Annotated in this window: 14 protein-coding genes and 1 pseudogene; 5 read left to right on the top strand and 10 right to left on the bottom strand. The window is 53.2% G+C overall.

The window, feature by feature from the left end; translation table 11 throughout:
* Window positions 1-47: 47 nt before the first annotated feature.
* The 8 genes and pseudogenes from AB4N48_RS15540 to fabG all read right to left on the bottom strand — a co-directional run bounded on the left by AB4N48_RS15540 (window position 48) and on the right by fabG (window position 7,118).
* Window positions 48-350, bottom strand: coding sequence for an ArsR/SmtB family transcription factor (locus AB4N48_RS15540; RefSeq protein ID WP_122611912.1), 303 nt, complete (start codon window positions 348-350; stop codon window positions 48-50).
* A 536-nt stretch (window positions 351-886) separates the two neighbouring features.
* A complete protein-coding gene (locus AB4N48_RS15535) occupies window positions 887-2,173 on the bottom strand; it encodes an OprD family porin (protein ID WP_122611913.1) in 1,287 nt (428 codons plus the stop codon).
* A gap of 285 nt (window positions 2,174-2,458) precedes the next feature.
* A complete protein-coding gene (locus tag AB4N48_RS15530; RefSeq protein WP_122611914.1) occupies window positions 2,459-2,746 on the bottom strand; it encodes a DUF2790 domain-containing protein in 288 nt (95 codons plus the stop codon).
* 236 nt (window positions 2,747-2,982) lie between these two features.
* Window positions 2,983-3,147: pseudogene (locus tag AB4N48_RS15525) on the bottom strand (antibiotic biosynthesis monooxygenase family protein); the annotation flags it as partial.
* Window positions 3,148-3,189: 42 nt separating this feature from the next.
* Complete coding sequence (locus tag AB4N48_RS15520; protein WP_122611915.1) at window positions 3,190-4,164, bottom strand: zinc-dependent alcohol dehydrogenase family protein; 975 nt, start codon at window positions 4,162-4,164, stop codon at window positions 3,190-3,192.
* A gap of 61 nt (window positions 4,165-4,225) precedes the next feature.
* Window positions 4,226-4,528 carry an ArsR/SmtB family transcription factor gene (locus AB4N48_RS15515; RefSeq protein WP_122611912.1) on the bottom strand — a complete coding sequence of 101 codons (303 nt, stop codon included), beginning with the start codon at window positions 4,526-4,528 and terminating at the stop codon, window positions 4,226-4,228.
* Between the two features lie 253 nt (window positions 4,529-4,781).
* Window positions 4,782-6,317, bottom strand: a complete 1,536-nt coding sequence (locus AB4N48_RS15510; RefSeq protein WP_240997339.1) for an APC family permease — start codon at window positions 6,315-6,317, stop codon at window positions 4,782-4,784.
* 27 nt (window positions 6,318-6,344) lie between these two features.
* Window positions 6,345-7,118, bottom strand: a complete 774-nt coding sequence (gene fabG / locus AB4N48_RS15505; RefSeq protein ID WP_122610603.1) for a 3-oxoacyl-ACP reductase FabG — start codon at window positions 7,116-7,118, stop codon at window positions 6,345-6,347.
* A gap of 757 nt (window positions 7,119-7,875) precedes the next feature.
* Between fabG and qhpR the strand changes: the two genes are divergently transcribed.
* Window positions 7,876-8,925 (top strand): AraC-like transcriptional regulator QhpR, encoded by a 1,050-nt coding sequence (gene qhpR, locus AB4N48_RS15500; protein ID WP_122610602.1) that lies wholly within the window; start codon window positions 7,876-7,878, stop codon window positions 8,923-8,925.
* Between the two features lie 340 nt (window positions 8,926-9,265).
* Here qhpR and AB4N48_RS15495 read toward each other — a convergent pair whose 3' ends face one another.
* Both AB4N48_RS15495 and AB4N48_RS15490 read right to left on the bottom strand, forming a co-directional pair.
* Complete coding sequence (locus tag AB4N48_RS15495; RefSeq protein ID WP_240995586.1) at window positions 9,266-9,493, bottom strand: hypothetical protein; 228 nt, start codon at window positions 9,491-9,493, stop codon at window positions 9,266-9,268.
* 768 nt (window positions 9,494-10,261) lie between these two features.
* On the bottom strand, window positions 10,262-11,107 hold the full coding sequence (locus tag AB4N48_RS15490) for a phosphotransferase enzyme family protein (protein ID WP_460143617.1): 846 nt from the start codon (window positions 11,105-11,107) through the stop codon (window positions 10,262-10,264).
* A 431-nt stretch (window positions 11,108-11,538) separates the two neighbouring features.
* On the opposite strand from AB4N48_RS15490, the gene AB4N48_RS15485 reads away from it, so the two are divergent.
* From AB4N48_RS15485 to AB4N48_RS15470, 4 genes are all read left to right on the top strand, one after another.
* Window positions 11,539-12,849 (top strand): aminotransferase class III-fold pyridoxal phosphate-dependent enzyme, encoded by a 1,311-nt coding sequence (locus AB4N48_RS15485; RefSeq protein WP_122610600.1) that lies wholly within the window; start codon window positions 11,539-11,541, stop codon window positions 12,847-12,849.
* Between the two features lie 55 nt (window positions 12,850-12,904).
* The gene (gene exaC, locus AB4N48_RS15480) at window positions 12,905-14,425 is read left to right on the top strand and encodes an acetaldehyde dehydrogenase ExaC (RefSeq protein ID WP_122610599.1); all 1,521 of its coding nucleotides are present in this window, start codon (window positions 12,905-12,907) and stop codon (window positions 14,423-14,425) included.
* A gap of 82 nt (window positions 14,426-14,507) precedes the next feature.
* Window positions 14,508-15,956, top strand: coding sequence for an ethanolamine permease (gene eat / locus AB4N48_RS15475; protein WP_122610598.1), 1,449 nt, complete (start codon window positions 14,508-14,510; stop codon window positions 15,954-15,956).
* A gap of 140 nt (window positions 15,957-16,096) precedes the next feature.
* Window positions 16,097-17,719, top strand: coding sequence for an acyl-CoA synthetase (locus tag AB4N48_RS15470; RefSeq protein WP_122610605.1), 1,623 nt, complete (start codon window positions 16,097-16,099; stop codon window positions 17,717-17,719).
* Window positions 17,720-17,848 lie beyond the last annotated feature (129 nt).

Below are 17,848 nucleotides of genomic sequence, written 5' to 3'. Positions count from 1 at the left end.
TCTATAAAAAGGGATATCGAGAAATATCGATATAATATATTAAAAAATTACAACTCTTTTCTCACTGCCTCAGCCAACGCTTTGATGGCTGCTTCATTACGCTTGTAGTAGGTCCACTGCCCGATGCGCCTGACCTCGACTAAGCCTACTCGTTGCAGCGTTGCAAGATAGCCAGACACCGTCGACTGCGACAATCCAATGCCTTCTTGAATGCTGCTGACGCAGACCCCTACGGTGAAGACGTCACCCTCATCCTGCGGAGGGAAACTCTTTACCGGATCCTTCAAGCCTTGCAAGATCTTCAGGCGAGTAGGGTTGGAGAGGGCTTTGAAGACTTCGATCAGTTCCATGGCGCCATCATATCTAGAATTATCGATATGTCAATACGAAAATTGATCGACGGCATTTGGACCCCTCTCGACCGATGTCCTTCTCACATGTCAACCGTCTAAGAGAGAAGACTTCCATTTCCAAATTAAACCCGTCCACTGAATCTGCGCATTAAGCCGTTCGGATCGACCAATAAGATCCTCAACCGTTGGCTTCGCGGACAACCGTCGTGAGTGCGAATCTATCATCTGGGATGTGACGGGAAACTCTACAAGCGTTAGCTCAAGCAGGTGCACTCGCTCATGTGCGTCAAGTGCAGGCGGCTGGATCAGTGAATCGGAGCGAAGTGCGCCTAGAACGGCCGTTTGCCCCCTAGCGTTTTTTAGCCACACGCCGCCAATGGTAGGCGCCTATGAAGTCAGGGTGGTCAGTTTGACCGCTACGCGGCTAATCATGTGTTGCACAGCGACTTTCGATCATTACAAAGAAGCCCCGAACCAGTTGGGGCTTCTTCCTTTGACAGCCTTTAATCCACCCTCGATAGCGCCGCCCATCATCAAAAGATATTAATCGGATAATCTATAAACACACGCACCTCATTACCACTAACGTTGTACTCACTAGATTTCTGCGACACGCGTAAGACGGAGCTACGTAGTTTCACGCTGAGGTCTTTGGCCGGACCGCTCTGTACGATAAATTTGAGCTGATTGAAAATTTCGCGCTCTGTCCCCCCTTCGCTAGTAGACGTGGTGATGTTATCGCCGCGCACGTAGGCTACGTTGTAGCTTAGGCCAGGGATGCCGAAGGTGCTAAAGTCCAGACCGTACCCCAGTTGCCAACTGCGTTCGTCTTCAGCGTTGAAATCGGACCAGTAGGAGTTTGCCAAGTAAATGGTGTTGCCACCGTCGCCGACTCGACCTTGGCCTTTCTGGTAGCCGCCAAATGCGTAGCCAAGATTGCTGTCGCCTGTACTGCGCTGATGAGCGATAGTGAACGAGTGCGGGCCATTTTTGAATGTGGCGGCCAGACTCCAGATTTTGTTGTCGTCGCCACTAGCGCCTTTTTGGCGAACGTAGCCATCATCCAGCTTGGTGCGATAGCCGTTGAAGTCCAGGGATAGGGACTGATCCTTGTCGATCGGTAATAAGTAGTTGGCGTTGACATATTGCTTTTTCAACACATCTTCAACATCGGACGCGTAGACCGCTGCCTTGAATTGTTCAGTGAACTGGTAGCTACCACCCAAGACGCTGATCGAATTCAAGCCACCACTGTCACGGCCCTCCGCACTTTTGCGCGATTGGGCGGTGAAACGACCTGCATTCAGTTCCAGACCGTTGATCTCTTTCGAGGTGATCAGCGTGCCGGTATAGCTTTCCGGCAGCAGGCGCACGTTGTGGTAACTCAACACCGGCAGGGCCGGCATCTGGTCGCCGTAGATCAATGTAGTACTAGAGAGCCGGAATTTAACCGCCGCGCCGCCCTTCGACAGGTCGTCAGCCGCGCTGCCGCTGTCGCCTTTTTTGAAGAAGTCGATACCTTGTGCACCTGTACGACCTTTCCCGCCATCCAGACGTAGAGCGTAGAGACCAAAAGCGTCCACGCCCACGCCGACTGTGCCTTGGCTGAAACCAGACGAGAACGTACCGATTGCCGACTGGCCCCACTCAGCTTTATCTTCACGACCGTCCTTGTAGTCACGACTAATGTAAGCGTTGCGCAGCAGCACATTGAGACTGCTGTCTTCAACAAAGCCCTTGGACTCGGCCTGGTCGTTAGCCATGACCTGCGTTGCGCTCATCATCCCCAGAGCGATCAAACTGATTCGCTTATTCAACATTTTATTGTCCTTTTTACGAGTTAATATGCATTGTGCCGAACAGATGAAATGACGCTATGCGCTCTTTGTTTCATAAGACTGCTGGATGCATTGAATCAATGTTAAACGCGTTAATGAGCTGGGCTGAACGACGCGACAGTCCAGTACTATTTAATGCGCGAATTTAAATACGGAAAAATGCTTTGACGATCACGGAGTATACGTATGCCTCAGGGGTAGTCAAAATATTGTTGAGCCTTAGTTGAGCATTTTAAATTTTGGGTTCTGATAAATTTAGGGAGCCTGTTAGATGCCGTTACTGTGATGTAAGTGCCTTTTGTCGCAAGCATCCGAAAGAACCCGATATTTCAGAGTTTCGGTTTTTCCAGATGAATCTATATATTTCAATATGCGGTCAACTGGCTCGCAAGTGCGGCTTCTTGTTGTTGATATAGATATAACCTTCGCAATGTCAAGCTTCATTCCATATTCATATGTTGTTGGGTCGCTTTCAGCGAGTACGCTAGAGGATAAAATTAAGCTAAAGCTGGCAGCAATCGCTGTTGCTAATTGTCTGAGTTTCTTGCTGGTCATATCTCACTCCGTAAAGTCGAATTATTGCTAAGGCTTTTTAAGTTCATTCTTTGAGTGTTAGTTGCAGCGGAGCAAAAGACATGGGGCGCTCGGGTACCTAAGCACTGGTTAGTTGCTACATCTTCACTTTGTGCCTATGTAGCTGCATCGCATCGAAATAATGCGCTGAAAAAATTAAGTTATCTAACAAATCGTATATCTTCAGAGACAGGCGTGTGCTCATCGAGCAATTGTCACCGCACGATCAGGTCGAATTGCTCCGGTGTTTCGATCCCTTGGGCCAGCATATGCCCGCAGTAACCTTTTGCGCGGGTGAGCAAAGGCACGACCTTGGCAAATGCTTGTCTGAACACCTCAGTGCGATCTTTGTGTACAGAGAGCAGAGTGATTTCATAAATCATGGCGTTCCACCCAAAAGACACGACCGGTTGAAAGGTTCTCGTTCACGGGATGAGCGATGGCTCGACCGCAATCACGATTTTGCCCTGAAGGCCGTTGTTGGGGCTTTCCAGCCGTGCATGGGCGAGCCCAATGTCGGCCAACGAATAGACCGCGCCAACGTGCGGGCGCAGTTGACCGCGCTCTACCAATGCACTTAGCTCATCCAGTTTGCCGCGGTTTTGGCGGGTGAAAACGAAGTGATAACTGGCGTTCTTGCCCCAGGCCTGCACGAGGTTTTGTGGCTTTGCAATGTCCACAATCGAGACCACACGGCCCAGTTGGGCGAGCACGTCGGGACTGCGTGTCAGGGTGTCGCCACCGATAGTGTCGAACACCACATCCACGCCGTGGCCGCCGGTTTCCCGCATGATGGCGTCAACGTAATCTTCTTTTTCGTAGTCGATGAGTACATCGGCCCCCATGTCTCGTGCGAACTCAAAGTTTGCTTCGCGCACGGTCGTGAACACCCGGGCGCCAATGGCTTTGGCCACCTGGATCGCCACGTGACCGACGCCGCCAGCGCCACCATGTACAAGAATACTTTCTCCCACTCTGAGGGCCGCACGCACGGTCAATGCTTCCCACACTGTCCCGCCCACCAAGGTCAGACTTGCCGCCTCAAGGTGGCTCAGCGATGGTGGCTTCTTCCCGATAATGCTTTCGTCCGCGACGTGGTATTCGGCGTAACTGCCTGGACCGTCGAAGATTTGCGGGGTGTACCAGACTTCGTCACCGGGTGCGAAGCTCTTCACACCCGATCCGACTTCTTCGACAACGCCCGATACGTCGTGCCCGGTAATGGCCGGCAGTGGCACGTAGTCGACGTAATCGCCGCGTCGGACCTGATAATCCAAAGGATTGATGGAGGTGGCGTGAACCCGCACCAAGACTTGTCCTGCACCCGGTACTGGCTTGGGCACGTCGCTCAACTCGAACGATTCCGGGCCGCCAAATGCTTTAAGTATCATCGCTTGCATGTTTGAACTCCGCATCTATAAAAAGGGATATCGAGAAATATCGATATAATATATTAAAAAATTACAACTCTTTTCTCACTGCCTCAGCCAACGCTTTGATGGCTGCTTCATTACGCTTGTAGTAGGTCCACTGCCCGATGCGCCTGACCTCGACTAAGCCTACTCGTTGCAGCGTTGCAAGATAGCCAGACACCGTCGACTGCGACAATCCAATGCCTTCTTGAATGCTGCTGACGCAGACCCCTACGGTGAAGACGTCACCCTCATCCTGCGGAGGGAAACTCTTTACCGGATCCTTCAAGCCTTGCAAGATCTTCAGGCGAGTAGGGTTGGAGAGGGCTTTGAAGACTTCGATCAGTTCCATGGCGCCATCATATCTAGAATTATCGATATGTCAATACGGAAATTGATCGACGGTATTTGGAGCTGATCCGATTCCAGTCGCTCTCACATTGCAGGCCTTCTGAAGGGAGAGGATGTGAAGTTTTCATGTACGCCGCTCATTGGCTTTTCTCATGCTCCGGCAGACACTGGCGAAGCGCGCCATCCGAGCTTTTGGCTTCTACATCACCTTCATTTATGATCGTACAGATTAGTATTTCACAACCACGATTTCCTCAAATGTGACGCTGCTCGTCGATGACAATACGGCCGATGATCTGATATTTGTGGGTATCGAAGTATTTGAAATATAGGGCGATACCAGCACCGACTAGAAAGCTCGCCAGCACGATGTAGGGAATGAGTTGGTAGAGCAGCGAGCTGACGGCATTACCGGCAGCAAAGCCCATATTGATCCACAGCAAGTAGACCACGTACAGCATCCCCAGACCGCCAATGAGCGGTGCCCAAAAGGTCTTGAACCAGTTCGCTTTATGGCGATTCTCTGGATCGAAATGGAACCAGGCGATGACTGCGAAAGCACAGAGCGCTTGGACGATCATGATGCCCATGGTGCCAAGGATGGCTAGCAAGGTGAACATGTCCGCATAGGGATCTTTGCCCTGCTGCCAGAATGCCAAAACGATCAGCGTGGCGATCACCGTCTGGACAGTAGACGCCACGTGCGGAGATCCGTGTTGCGGGTGAGTGCGACCAATACTACGGCCTAGGCATTCAAACAGATTTTCTCGTCCGATTGCGTACAGGTAGCGCGACGCGCAGTTGTGAAAAGCCATGGCGCAGGCAAAGGACCCGGTGATTACCAACACTTTGAACAAGGTTACTGCCCACTCTCCTAGATAAGTACGGGCCGGACCGTAAAACAATTCGGCAGCAGTTGCTGGATTCTGGGCCAGTTGAATTGCGTTGGCCGGGCCTGTTCCAGCGATGGCCATCCAAGAGACAAAGACATAGAACACTCCCACGCCGATCACCGCCATCATTGTGGCCAGAGGAATGATGCGCTTGGGATCTCGGGACTCTTCGCCATACATAGCGGTGGACTCAAATCCGACCCATGACCAAAAAGCGAAAAACAATCCAAGACCCGCGCTAGCGCCGACAACGCCCTCGGCCGGTTTGAATGCGTTGAGAGGATTGATCGACTCCACGTGCAAGCCATGCGCATCACCGCCATGTAACAACACTGCGAACGCAGTCACCCCCAACATGAGAATCTCGAGGATCAGGCAGCCGCCCAGCAGTTTGGCTGCCAGACTCAGGTCGAAATAACAAAGGATGCCATTTGCCGCGAGCATCAACAGCGCGAATAGCAGCCAATGGACATGTAAACCAAGTACGCTGTGCACGAATTCCTGGCAAAAAAAAGCAAAAATTCCCACCAGCGCGGCTTCAAATACAATGTAGGTCAAGGTGACGGTAATGCCCGATGACATGCCTACAACCCGGCCCAGCCCATGGGAGATAAAGCCGTAAAAGGCTCCAGTCGCGGTGATGTATTTGGCCATCTGCGAATACCCCAGCGCGAACAAAGCCAAGATTACCGTAGCCACCAGGTAACCGGCGGGGGCAAATTGTCCATTACCGCTACCCACGGCAATTGGCACATTACCCAGCATTGCGGTGATCGGCGCCGCCGTCGCGACCGTCATGAATAATACGCCAACTAACCCGACGGCGTTTTTGCGCAACCGCTGAATATCTGCAGGTGCTGAGTGCTCCGGTGAAGCATCACTGATAATTGTGTTCACGAGCATATTCCTTGTTCAGGATGTTTTTTAAACAAGGGCTTGAAGTGATTCAGGCAAGACCTGGCCGCCGTCGATGATCAAGCTCTGGCCGGTGATGTAGCTGGCTTCGCGGCTGGCAAAGAACAAAGCTGCGCTAGCAACATCCTCGGAAGTGCCCAGCCGCTTGAGAGGGATGGAAGCTGCCACGCCTGCTTGATAATCGGCGGCCACATCAAGGAAGCCCTCAGTAATGATGTTGCCGGGCAGTATCGCATTGACGGTGATACGGTCTTTTGCCAACTCAATTGCCGCAGTTCGCATGAATCCCAACTGCGCCGCCTTACTCGCGCCGTAATGAACCCAGCCTGGAGACCCAGTGACTGGGCCGGTGATTGATGAGGTGAGAATCACGCGACCGTATTCGGCGAACCGCAGAAGAGGCAGAGCGGCTTGCACGCATAGGAATGTGCCTTTGGCATTGGTGGCCATCACCCGATCCCAATCTGCCTCAGTCAGGCCTTCCAATGTTGAACTTGGGAAAATGCCAGCATTGCAGCACAGCACGTCCAGGCCGCCATGCATCTCCTCAACGGTGTGCATGAGAGCCTCGACAGAAGCGGCATTAGCCACATCGGCGGCTAGCCCCTCCACGTGCAAACCCTCAGCGCGCATAGCGGCAGCGACCGCTTCAATCTTGTCTGCGTTGCGGGCGGTAATAAATACTTTCGCGCCTTGAATACCAAATTGCCTGGCGATCCCTAGGCCTATACCACTGCTGCCGCCGGTGACTAAGACACTCTTGCCACTTAAAGACGTGAACATGTGCGCGGCTCCAATCATTTGAGAGTGGCTGGATAGTGAGTTAAACCTTCGCGCGCGGCTTGACCGTCGAGCACATTTTTTGTCCTCTGGCGTCAAATCAATTGCAAAAAATTTTTGTTATGTGCTCGCCTATCAAAGACCGGCTTACAGGTGTCAAGCGTTGACCCACGTCAGTTGGCACTTTGGGGTTATCGGAACCCCGATATAGACGCCGCTATCGTTAACCCCAAGGGCTGGTGGTAGCTTTGCAAAGCTCTGCTCATACTGGTCGTCCCTCCAGATATTCAGCGCTTGATGTGTGACCATTCAAGGTGTGGTCCGCAGTAACATCCATTGGGGTAATTGGAAACATGTGCGGCAACTGCGGAGAGTCTATTGGTCGTTGATCGAGCTGTTCGTTGCAGGTATGGAGAAATGCCTTTGGATTTCAGTAACAAGCATCGCTTTTCAGCTTGGTAGAGGTGGACCCGCTTATAGAGAATCTAATGATCAATGGAGGGCAAACTCGCATGAGCGACATGGATTATCACGGCTTCTGCTGGTATTTCATAACCTTGCGTCAGCGCTGGAGTTCCTGTACATCACAATTAAGGTTTTCAAGCCGTTCAATCATAGAGAAGAGCTATCAGGTAGCGGATCGTTTCGCAAAGCATTCAGCGCGCACATAATTGGAGCGGCATGGGATTTGCCTTGTTCTTGTTGTTATGATTCTAAAACCGTTTTAGCGTCCTTATTAGCAACTTTTTGAGAGGTTGCCATGCAACTTGACACTTCGCGGCGATACGCCGATGAGCTTCAATCAATCGGCGTGCTCAGTTCGGCCGCAACAGGTCTGATCGAGTTTATCCAGCAGAAGGGGGGAGATGCAGATCGAATTTTCGGTCACGCGGGGTTCAATCCGGAGCATCTGCAGCATCCTACATTGAGTCTGGATCTCAAACAGTATTGCGCAGTTTTCGAGGAGGCTGCGCGCCAGACGCACGATGATAATTTCGGATTGCGTTACGGCAGTCAATTCAAACCAGACGGCCTAGGCATGCTCGGATACGTCGGCCTTTGCTCGGAAACCCTAGGAGATGCGTTGCGCAACGTGGTGAAGGTATTTCCAATACATCAGCAAGGTAGTCTGCTGCGATTTGAGGTGGAGGGCGAATGGTGTCGGCTTGATTATCAGGTTCAGTACGGCGCAATCTTTCGCAAGCGCCAGGATGCTGAATTGTCTATGGGGATGTTCACCAACTTGATTCGTCACTCTATCGGGCAAAAGTGGGCACCTGAGCGGGTGCATTTCGAGCATCCTCAGCCACAGGCTTGGCACGAACATTGTAAAGCCTTCGATGCTCCTGTTTTCTTCGGCCAGCCTTGTAATTCACTAGTGTTCAGGAGGAGTGCACTGGATAAAATTATGCCCGGCCGCGATAGTCGCCTATTATCTATCGTCATGGAAAGTATGGTGCTGTTAGCGCGGCAATGGGGTGAAAGACAAGGGGGGCATGACATCATTAATGATGTTCAAGCGCAAATCCGACTTCAGTTCGCTAATGGTGAACCTAGCCTTGATCAAGTCGCAGAGCTACTTAAGATTACAAGTTGGAGCTTGCAACGTCGGCTTGGAGAGAAAGGGTTAAATTTTTCTGGCTTAGTTGATAAGGTGCGTCAAGAGCTGGCTCGGTATTATTTGACTCAGACACGTTTATCAATCTCCGAACTTGCACTTTTGCTTGGATATTCGGAGACCAGTGCTTTCTCGCGTGCTTTCCGGCGGTGGCATGGAGCCAGTCCAAAACAGTGTCGTAAGTCCGACTGAAATACGTTCTCCCTATCGGTATTAAGTAAGCTGCCGGCGATTTATTGCATTGATCATTCGCAGATCGAGCAATGCCGAGGCATGGGGTAGGGCGTATGTGAAGCCCCAAGACGGTTAGGTTTATGTTGATTTTAAACAAATGAGAGTGTACGTCGGGCGAGTGAGTACGGGTGTTGCGGTCTGAGGCTTTCTAACGAGGCTGTTGGCGAAAATTGTCATCCGCCCTTTTCTATTCATTTTCAGATACAGGTGATACCTTTGTTGTGAAAAGGATGGATTAGGGCTAAAGCGAATATTAGTCGGGACAAAATGAACCAGTATTCCGCTTTTATCGAGCGAATCAACCCGATAGATGCAAATGGGCCTCCAGTATCTGATCCCATATTGGAGGATCACCGATCTTCTCACCGAGAAAACCACCTAGCGCAAGCTGTTTGGATGAGATTTTCTGCGACTGGCGATACACCACAGAGATATTGCCCCCTCGCGGGGTATAAGGTCCCAGTACCTCTATGAGTTCCCCATCCACTACGGGCTGCGCGGCTAGGAAAGTGGGCAATATAGCCATCCCCAAGCCAGCCTTAGCTGCATCCATAAGCTGGTGACCACAATTGGTACGCTGCGACATCGAACGCGAAATGACGTCAAAGTGTTGTTAACCGGAACGACCACATGGCATGGGGCTCACGATTCACGTAATGCATAGCAAAATGTTTGGTCAATTCTTGTGGGGTCAACGGTATACGTGGACACTCAGATAATCTTGGCTGGCGCAGATGACGTGGCGGTTGTGCCTGATGGCTCTGGCCACTAGCGAAGAGTCTTGCAGCTAACCAATACGTACGGCCACATCGACCCCCTCCTCCTGCAAGTTAACCCGACGATCGTCGTACTCAACATCTAACTGAAACTCGGAGTAATGCCTGACAAAGTACAAGATCGGAGCGAGGTCGAGGTAGCACGCACCAAAAACCATGGGCGCTGCAACACCCAAGCGTCCCCGGACGGTAGCCTGAGAAATCTGAACGGCGTTTTCAGTCCTCAATATCAGCCAGTATGTCTATGCAGGGCGATAAAATAGTTCGCCCGACTCGGTCTGTCTTGTATGCCTGCCCCCGATCTAGCAAAGAGCCGCACAACCACTTTTCCAGGTTTTGAATTCTGTGGGAAACCACCGACTGGCTGTACCCATACGACGAGCAGCTTCGGAGATACTACCCGCGTCCACTACGGCGACGAAAGAATACATTTCAGACAGCGTTTTCACGGCGCACCTCCGGATGAATTTTCTTTGATTACTGTTGTTTTCAGAGTGATAGGCTCACACGCAAAAGCTTCATCTAGCCGCGACTTGAGCAAGCTCGTTATTTAAATATCTCCGGCATAGTTCAACACTTTGCTGCGCCCAGTTAATTCCCAGGCTACGCGCTTGCGAGGTATCAGCGTGGGATCCGATCCAGGCCAAAAGCTGAATTCTCCGCTGAATGATGAAAGTCGGAATCATGCCTATGTCGTGAGCGCTCAAAGGGGTAATGCTCGTATAGCCGGTGAGCCAATGTTCAACCCATTCATCAAGCCGCTCGTGATTTTCGTAAAAACTCAGGGCGGCAGCTAGATCGTGCATGTACCAACCGAAACCACAGTCATCAAAATCAATCACATGTGTTTGCTCATGATTGACCAGCAGATTAGCCAGACGCAGATCCGCATGGATTAATCCGTAACGCTTTTCGTCCTGACCATAGCTTGTCAATTCGCGACTCACGCGGTGCAATGTGTCCTCTATCAAACCCAAAGCGCTGCTGTTCAAATTGACCGCATCTCGCCAGTTTCCCCAATGTCCCTGGGGCCCGACCATACTCCGGTGATCCCAGACGATCCGGCGAAAATCAGCTGGGCGCTGCCATTCCTGACTATGCTTATGTAGCTTTGCGGTGATGGCGCCTAACCTATTAAAGGCACTCAGGTCTACATCTGTTGTGGGCTCAACCCCGGTTACCCAGTGGAATAGCACCAGATTAAGTTCTTTTTCGTCCCCCAACTGAGCATTCTGCACATGGTGCCCATCCAAGCCAGCGATGGGGTTCGGGACTTGAATACCTGAAGACCGCAAAGCATCCAACCATACCAGTTCGTTCTCGATATCGGCCTTTTGGTGATAACCCAATTTATGAACGCGCAAGGCGTAACGTTGCCCACTCGGGGTGTCGATGCGATAGGTGGCATTCTCTGAACGACACAATAAAGTTACTTGCCCTTGCACATGGGGGGGTAGCAACGGGCGAGCGTGCGGGTAGCCGCTTCGTGCAGGGCCTGAATACCAAGTTCTTCTTGTTGTGCCGTGGTCATACGTCAGCTCCAGAGCGTTCTGATTAAAAGTCAGAGTCAGGATGGAGAGACTGTCTTGGACGTGCTTGACTTTGGGTTAAGCGATTTTGACTACAGAGGACAAATACCAATATCGCGAGCTAAAAATTGACCTCAGAGCAGATAACAAATCTCTCAAGGTCAAGTCCTGTGAAGAAACCATGGGCACCATCTCTCTCTAGGAAGCTCTGAAACGCGGATGGCGCGTATCGCACTCTTTGCATGTCTAGCGAGGCTCGGTCCACCATGTTGAAAACCAACGCTTTTTCGCAAGAAAACAGTCACACACTCTCGACACGCACCCGCCAGATGATCGAGCGTCGTCGTCGTTTGCTCGGCCCGGGTTATCAACTGTTCTATCAAAACCCGCTGCACCTGATTCGTGGTGAAGGTGTATGGGTTTACGATATCGACGGTCAGCGCTATTTGGACGTCTATAACAACGTGCCGTCAGTCGGACATTGCCATCCACGTGTGGTCGATGCCCTGTGTCGCCAGGCTCGCCTACTCAACACGCACACTCGTTACCTGCACGATAACGTGCTGGATTTTGCCGAAAAGCTGCTGGGAACCATGCCTGGCGAACTGAGTCAGGCGATGTTCACCTGCACGGGCAGCGAGGCCAACGACTTAGCCGTACGTATCGCCCGTGACTACACCGGCGGTACCGGCGTGATCATCACGAAGTACGCTTATCACGGGCTGACCGCCAGCATTGCGGAATTGTCTTCCTCGCAGTTTCCGCAGATCGCAGCGAGCCCTGATGCACGCACGGTTGCTGCGCCGATTCATAATCCGACGAACCCCGAAGAAGTTGGCCGTCGATTTGCCGCCGACGTGCGTGCGGCCTTGGCCGATATGCGCCGGCACGGTATCAAACCAGCGGCCCTGCTACTCGATACCTTCTTTACCAGTGACGGTGGCTTTTTCGAACCGGCAGGTTTTTTGCGCGAGGCCGTTGGGGCTGTGCGAGAGGCCGGTGGGCTGTATATCGCCGACGAAGTTCAGCCCGGCTTTGGTCGTTCAGGTCGCCACATGTGGGGATTCCAATGTCATGACCTGGTCCCGGACATCGTCACCCTGGGCAAGCCGATGGGCAACGGTCATCCAACGGCTGGCCTCACCGTCAAGCCGGAAATCCTTGAGCGTTTCGCCAGCGAGTCCGGCTATTTCAACACCTTCGCCGGCAACCCAGTGTCGTCCGCGGTGGGGCTGGCGGTATTAGAGGTGATCGAGAAGGAAAACCTCATCGCGAATGCCCATGAGTCCGGCAAGTTTTTGCTCGAAGGGCTCAAGAGCCTAGCCGCGCGCCACACAGTCATCGGAGATGTTCGCGGCATGGGGCTGTATGCCGGCGTCGACTTCACGAGCCCGGACGGCACCCCGGATGCTGCGACCGCGGCAAGAGTGGTCAACTGCCTACGAGAGGAAAAAGTGCTGATCGGCGCCGCCGGACCACATGTTAATACTCTCAAAATCAGGCCACCGTTGGTATTCCAGCGTGAGCACGCAGAGATACTCCTCAACAGCCTTGAGCGAGTGCTCGAACGACTCTGACCGGCGCAGCCCTACTGCGCTCGACAATCACAAGAATAATGTCACGGAGAAAGCCATGATCTACGCAAAACCCGGAACACCCGACGCGATTTTTAAACTGAAGCCACGGTACGGTAACTACATCGGTGGCAAATTCATTGAGCCGGTCAAAGGTATGTACTTCTCCAACACCAGCCCAGTCGATGCTTCGGTGATAGGAGAGTTCCCCCGCTCAAGTGCCGAAGATATCGAACTGGCACTGGATGCCGCCCATGCCGCCGCCGACGCCTGGGGCAAGACGTCTGTGCAAAAACGCGCCTTGGTGCTCCTGAAAATTGCCGACCGCCTCGAAGCCAACCTCGAACTACTGGCTGTGGCCGAAACTTGGGACAACGGTAAAGCCATACGCGAAACCCTGAATGCTGATATCCCCTTGGCAGCAGACCATTTTCGTTACTATGCCGGCTGCATCCGCGCCCAAGAAGGCAGCGCTGCAGAGATCGATGAACACACCGCCGCCTATCACTTTCACGAGCCACTGGGTGTGGTCGGCCAGATCATCCCGTGGAACTTCCCGTTGTTGATGGCTGCGTGGAAGCTTGCTCCAGCGCTGGCGGCGGGTAACTGCGTGATTTTGAAGCCGGCCGAACAGACGCCGCTGTCGATTACCCTGTTGATGGAGTTGATTGGCGACCTGCTGCCACCGGGCGTGCTCAACGTGGTCCAAGGCTTTGGCCGCGAAGCCGGTGAGGCCTTGGCCACCAGCAAACGTATCTCCAAGATTGCGTTCACCGGCTCCACCCCGGTGGGATCGCACATTCTCAGGTGCGCCGCCGAGAACATCATTCCATCGACCGTCGAACTGGGCGGCAAGTCGCCAAACATTTTCTTCGAAGACGTCATGAGCGCCGAGCCGGCCTTTATCGAAAAAGCCGCCGAAGGTTTGGTGTTGGCTTTCTTCAACCAAGGCGAGGTGTGCTCTTGCCCATCCCGTGCGCTGGTACAAGAATCGATCTACGACACCTTCATGGTCGAGGTGATGAAGAAGATCAAGCAGATCAAGCGCGGTGATCCCTTGGACACCGAGACCATGGTTGGCGCCCAGGCTTCCGAGCAGCAGTACGACAAAATTCTCAGCTACCTGGAGATCGCCCAACAGGAAGGGGCCGAGCTACTCACAGGCGGCTCCGTCGAGCGCCTGCAGGGCGACTTGGCCAACGGTTATTACATCCAGCCGACCCTGCTTAAGGGCAACAACAAGATGCGCGTGTTCCAGGAAGAAGTTTTCGGCCCGGTGGTGGGAGTCACTACTTTCAAGGACGAGGCAGAAGCATTGGCCATCGCCAACGACACTGAGTTCGGCCTCGGCGCAGGCCTGTGGACCCGCGATATCAATCGCGCCTACCGCATGGGTCGTGCGATCAAGGCCGGGCGTGTTTGGACCAACTGCTACCACCTGTACCCGGCGCACGCTGCGTTTGGTGGGTACAAGAAGTCCGGTGTGGGTCGCGAGACTCACAAGATGATGCTTGATCACTATCAGCAGACAAAAAATTTGCTGATCAGCTATGACATCAACCCGCTGGGATTTTTCTAAGCACAGCAATAGCCACTTCATTATTGGCCGCACGCCGCCGTCGAAGTTCACGGCGGTCACCATCAAGAAGAGGACCTTGATTATGTCCACTCAAAAAAACAATACGGTGAGCCTCGCACACGGGGTCGGGACTGAGAGTGTTAACGCGCAATACTTTCAGAATCGACAGTTAAAACAAGGCGCAGCAGGATGGGTGTTGCTTATCGGCCTCGGTGTTGCCTATGTCATCTCCGGAGACTTTGCAGGTTGGAATTTTGGCTTGGCCCAAGGCGGGTGGGGTGGGATGTTTCTCGCCACTTTGCTGATGGCTGCCATGTACACGTGCATGTGCTTCTCCATGGCGGAGCTGTCTTCGATGATTCCGACCGCAGGTGGCGGTTACGGCTTCGTCCGTACAGCCTTCGGACCTTGGGGTGGATTCTTCACCGGGGCGGCGATCCTCCTTGAGTACGCCATCGCTCCAGCAGCAATTGCCTGCTTCATCGGTGCTTACTGTGAATCACTGTTCGGCATTGGCGGCTGGCCGATCTATTTGGCGTTCTACACGGTTTTCATCGGTATCCATGTGCTCGGCGCGGGAGAGGCATTGAAGCTGATGTTCGTCATTACAGCGGTGGCGGCCCTTGCACTTGGCCTGTTTATTGTCGCGATGATTCCACACTTTGAAGTTGCCAACCTATTCGACATCCCGGTGACCGAAGCGAAGGGAGCCAGTAGCTTCCTGCCGTTTGGGTATGTCGGGATCTGGGCGGCAATTCCTTATGCGATGTGGCTCTTCCTCGCCGTAGAGGGTGTCGCTCTAGCCGCAGAGGAAACCAAGAATCCCACACGCGATCTGCCACGAGGTTTGATCGGCTCAATGCTGGTGCTGCTCATCTTTGCCGCGCTCATTCTGACGGTAGGTCCAGGGGCCTCGGGTGCCAAGGCACTGCTGGATTCCGGAAACCCGCTGGTGGCAGCGCTGGAGGCGGTGTATGGGGGGACGACCTGGATGAGCCAGCTTGTCAATTTAGTTGGCCTGGCAGGCCTGATTGCCAGCTTCTTCTCGGTGATCTATGCCTATTCTCGGCAAATCTTCGCGTTGTCAAGAGCGGGCTACCTGCCGCGCAAACTGTCGGTTACCAACCGCAACAAGGCTCCGGTCTACGCGCTGGTCGTACCGGGAATCATCGGATTCGGTTTGTCGCTGACGGAGCAAGGTGACCTGCTGATCCTGGTAGCGGTGTTCGGCGCGACGTTGTCCTACGTGCTCATGATGGCTGCGCATATTTCCCTTCGCATACGTCGCCCGGACATGCAGCGCCCGTATCGCACACCAGGTGGCATCGTCACTTCCTCATTCGCCTTGGTACTGGCCGCGGTTGCTTTAGTCGCCGGCTTCCTGGTCGATCCGAAAGTCATGTTGGGTACGGCGGCAATCTACGGCCTGTTCATTGCCTACTTTGCGTTATACAGCCGGCACCACTTGGTGTCCGGTACTCCCGAGGAAGAGTTCGCGGCCATCCAGAAAACCGAAGAAACACCTCATTAACGACTACTACTGGAGGGCCGCTCATGCATCATCAAAACGTGCATGGCGGCACCGTTCAAAGCTTGGTCAGAGCTAACAATCAGCAACCGGAGGTTTCCAGCGCAGCAATGTGGCTGGTGGCCTTCTTACAGGAAAACGTCATGTCGATTTTCGAAACGGGCCTGGCGCCCTCGGCAGTCAACCATATTGCCCTCACACCGCTGAGTTTCATTGAGCGCACCGCTTCTGTTTATGGGCAGTCTCCCGCTGTGATTCACGGATCGATCAGGCGCAATTGGCAAGACACCTACGAACGTTGCCGGCGCCTAGCCAGTTCGCTCAGCCGGCGCGGGATCGGCAAGGGCGATACGGTGGCTGTGATGCTGCCGAATATTCCGGCGATGCTAGAAGTGCATTTTGGAGTACCGATGATTGGCGCGGTTCTCAACACTCTAAACGTGCGGCTCGATGCTCAAGCCATTGCTTTCATGTTGGAGCATGGCGAAGCGAAAGTACTGTTCACCGACCAGGAGTTCCACGCCGTTATTAGTGAGGCGTTGGGTTTGCTGACCGATCCGCCACTTGTGGTCGATGTAGACGACCCCGAGTATGGCGAAGGTCGCGCTGTGAGTGCGCTGGATTATGAGTCGTTCCTCGCTGAAGGTGACCCGCAATTTGCTTGGCAATGGCCTGAAGATGAGTGGCAAGCGATTTCGCTTAATTACACCTCTGGCACCACCGGCAATCCCAAAGGGGTTGTCTATCACCATCGCGGTGCCTACCTGAATTCGCTGGGCAATCAGGTGACTTGGGCGATGGGCAATCACCCGGTATACCTTTGGACTTTACCGATGTTCCATTGCAATGGCTGGTGCTACCCCTGGACGGTAACGGCGCTGGCGGGCACCCATGTGTTTTTACGTCGCGTTGAGCCGCAGAAAATTTTGGGCTTGATCAATGAACACAAGGTCACCCATTTATGTGGTGCGCCCATCGTACTTAACGCTCTGGTCAATCTGCCGGATGCAGACAAGGTGCTCATCGAGCATCCAGTTGATGCGATGGTGGCCGGAGCAGCGCCGCCGGCGAAGGTTATCAGTGCGGTTGAGGAAATGGGCATCAAGGTCACCCACGTTTACGGGCTCACCGAAGTGTACGGTCCCGTGACAGTGTGCGCGTGGAATGACGAGTGGGATGAAAAACCATTAGAGGTACGCGCCAGACTCAAATCGCGTCAGGGGGTGCGGTATGCCACGCTCGAAGGTCTGATGGTGGCCGATCCGCAAACGTTGAAACCGGTACCGAACGACGGGATCACTATTGGCGAAACCTTCATGCGCGGCAACACGGTGATGAAGGGATACCTGAAAAACCCAGATGCGACCCGCGAGGCTTTCGCTGGAGGTTGGTTTCACACTGGCGATCTAGCGGTGCGACATCCGGATGGCTATATCGAAATTAAGGACAGACTCAAAGACATTATCATTTCCGGTGGCGAGAATATTTCCACCATCGAGGTCGAGGATGCTCTCTACCGCCATCCGGCAGTCCTGGAAGCTGCGGTAGTAGCCCGACCGGATGAGAAGTGGGGAGAAACACCGTGTGCGTTCATCACACTTAAAGACGGCTGTGTGGTCACTCTGGAGGCCGACATCATTGAGTTTTGTCGAGAGCAATTGGCCAGTTACAAGTTACCTAAAACCGTGGTGTTCCGTGAGTTACCGAAAACCTCGACGGGCAAGATTCAGAAATATTTGTTGCGAGACTGGGCCAGAGCACTGTGACAAAACTCGGCCACCGGCGTGTGTAGTTCTTATGCGTACGTTGGGGGTTGAGGGTTGGTTGATGAGGCATCGTCCGATACGCGTCACTTCCCGGATTAGCGAGCTGGATTGAAGGTCGCGGTTATGTGC

This window comes from Pseudomonas sp. S2_C11 (genome assembly GCF_054668395.1).
The sequence above is the reverse complement of the archived record's forward strand: the minus strand, read 5'-3'. Positions and strand labels throughout refer to the sequence as shown.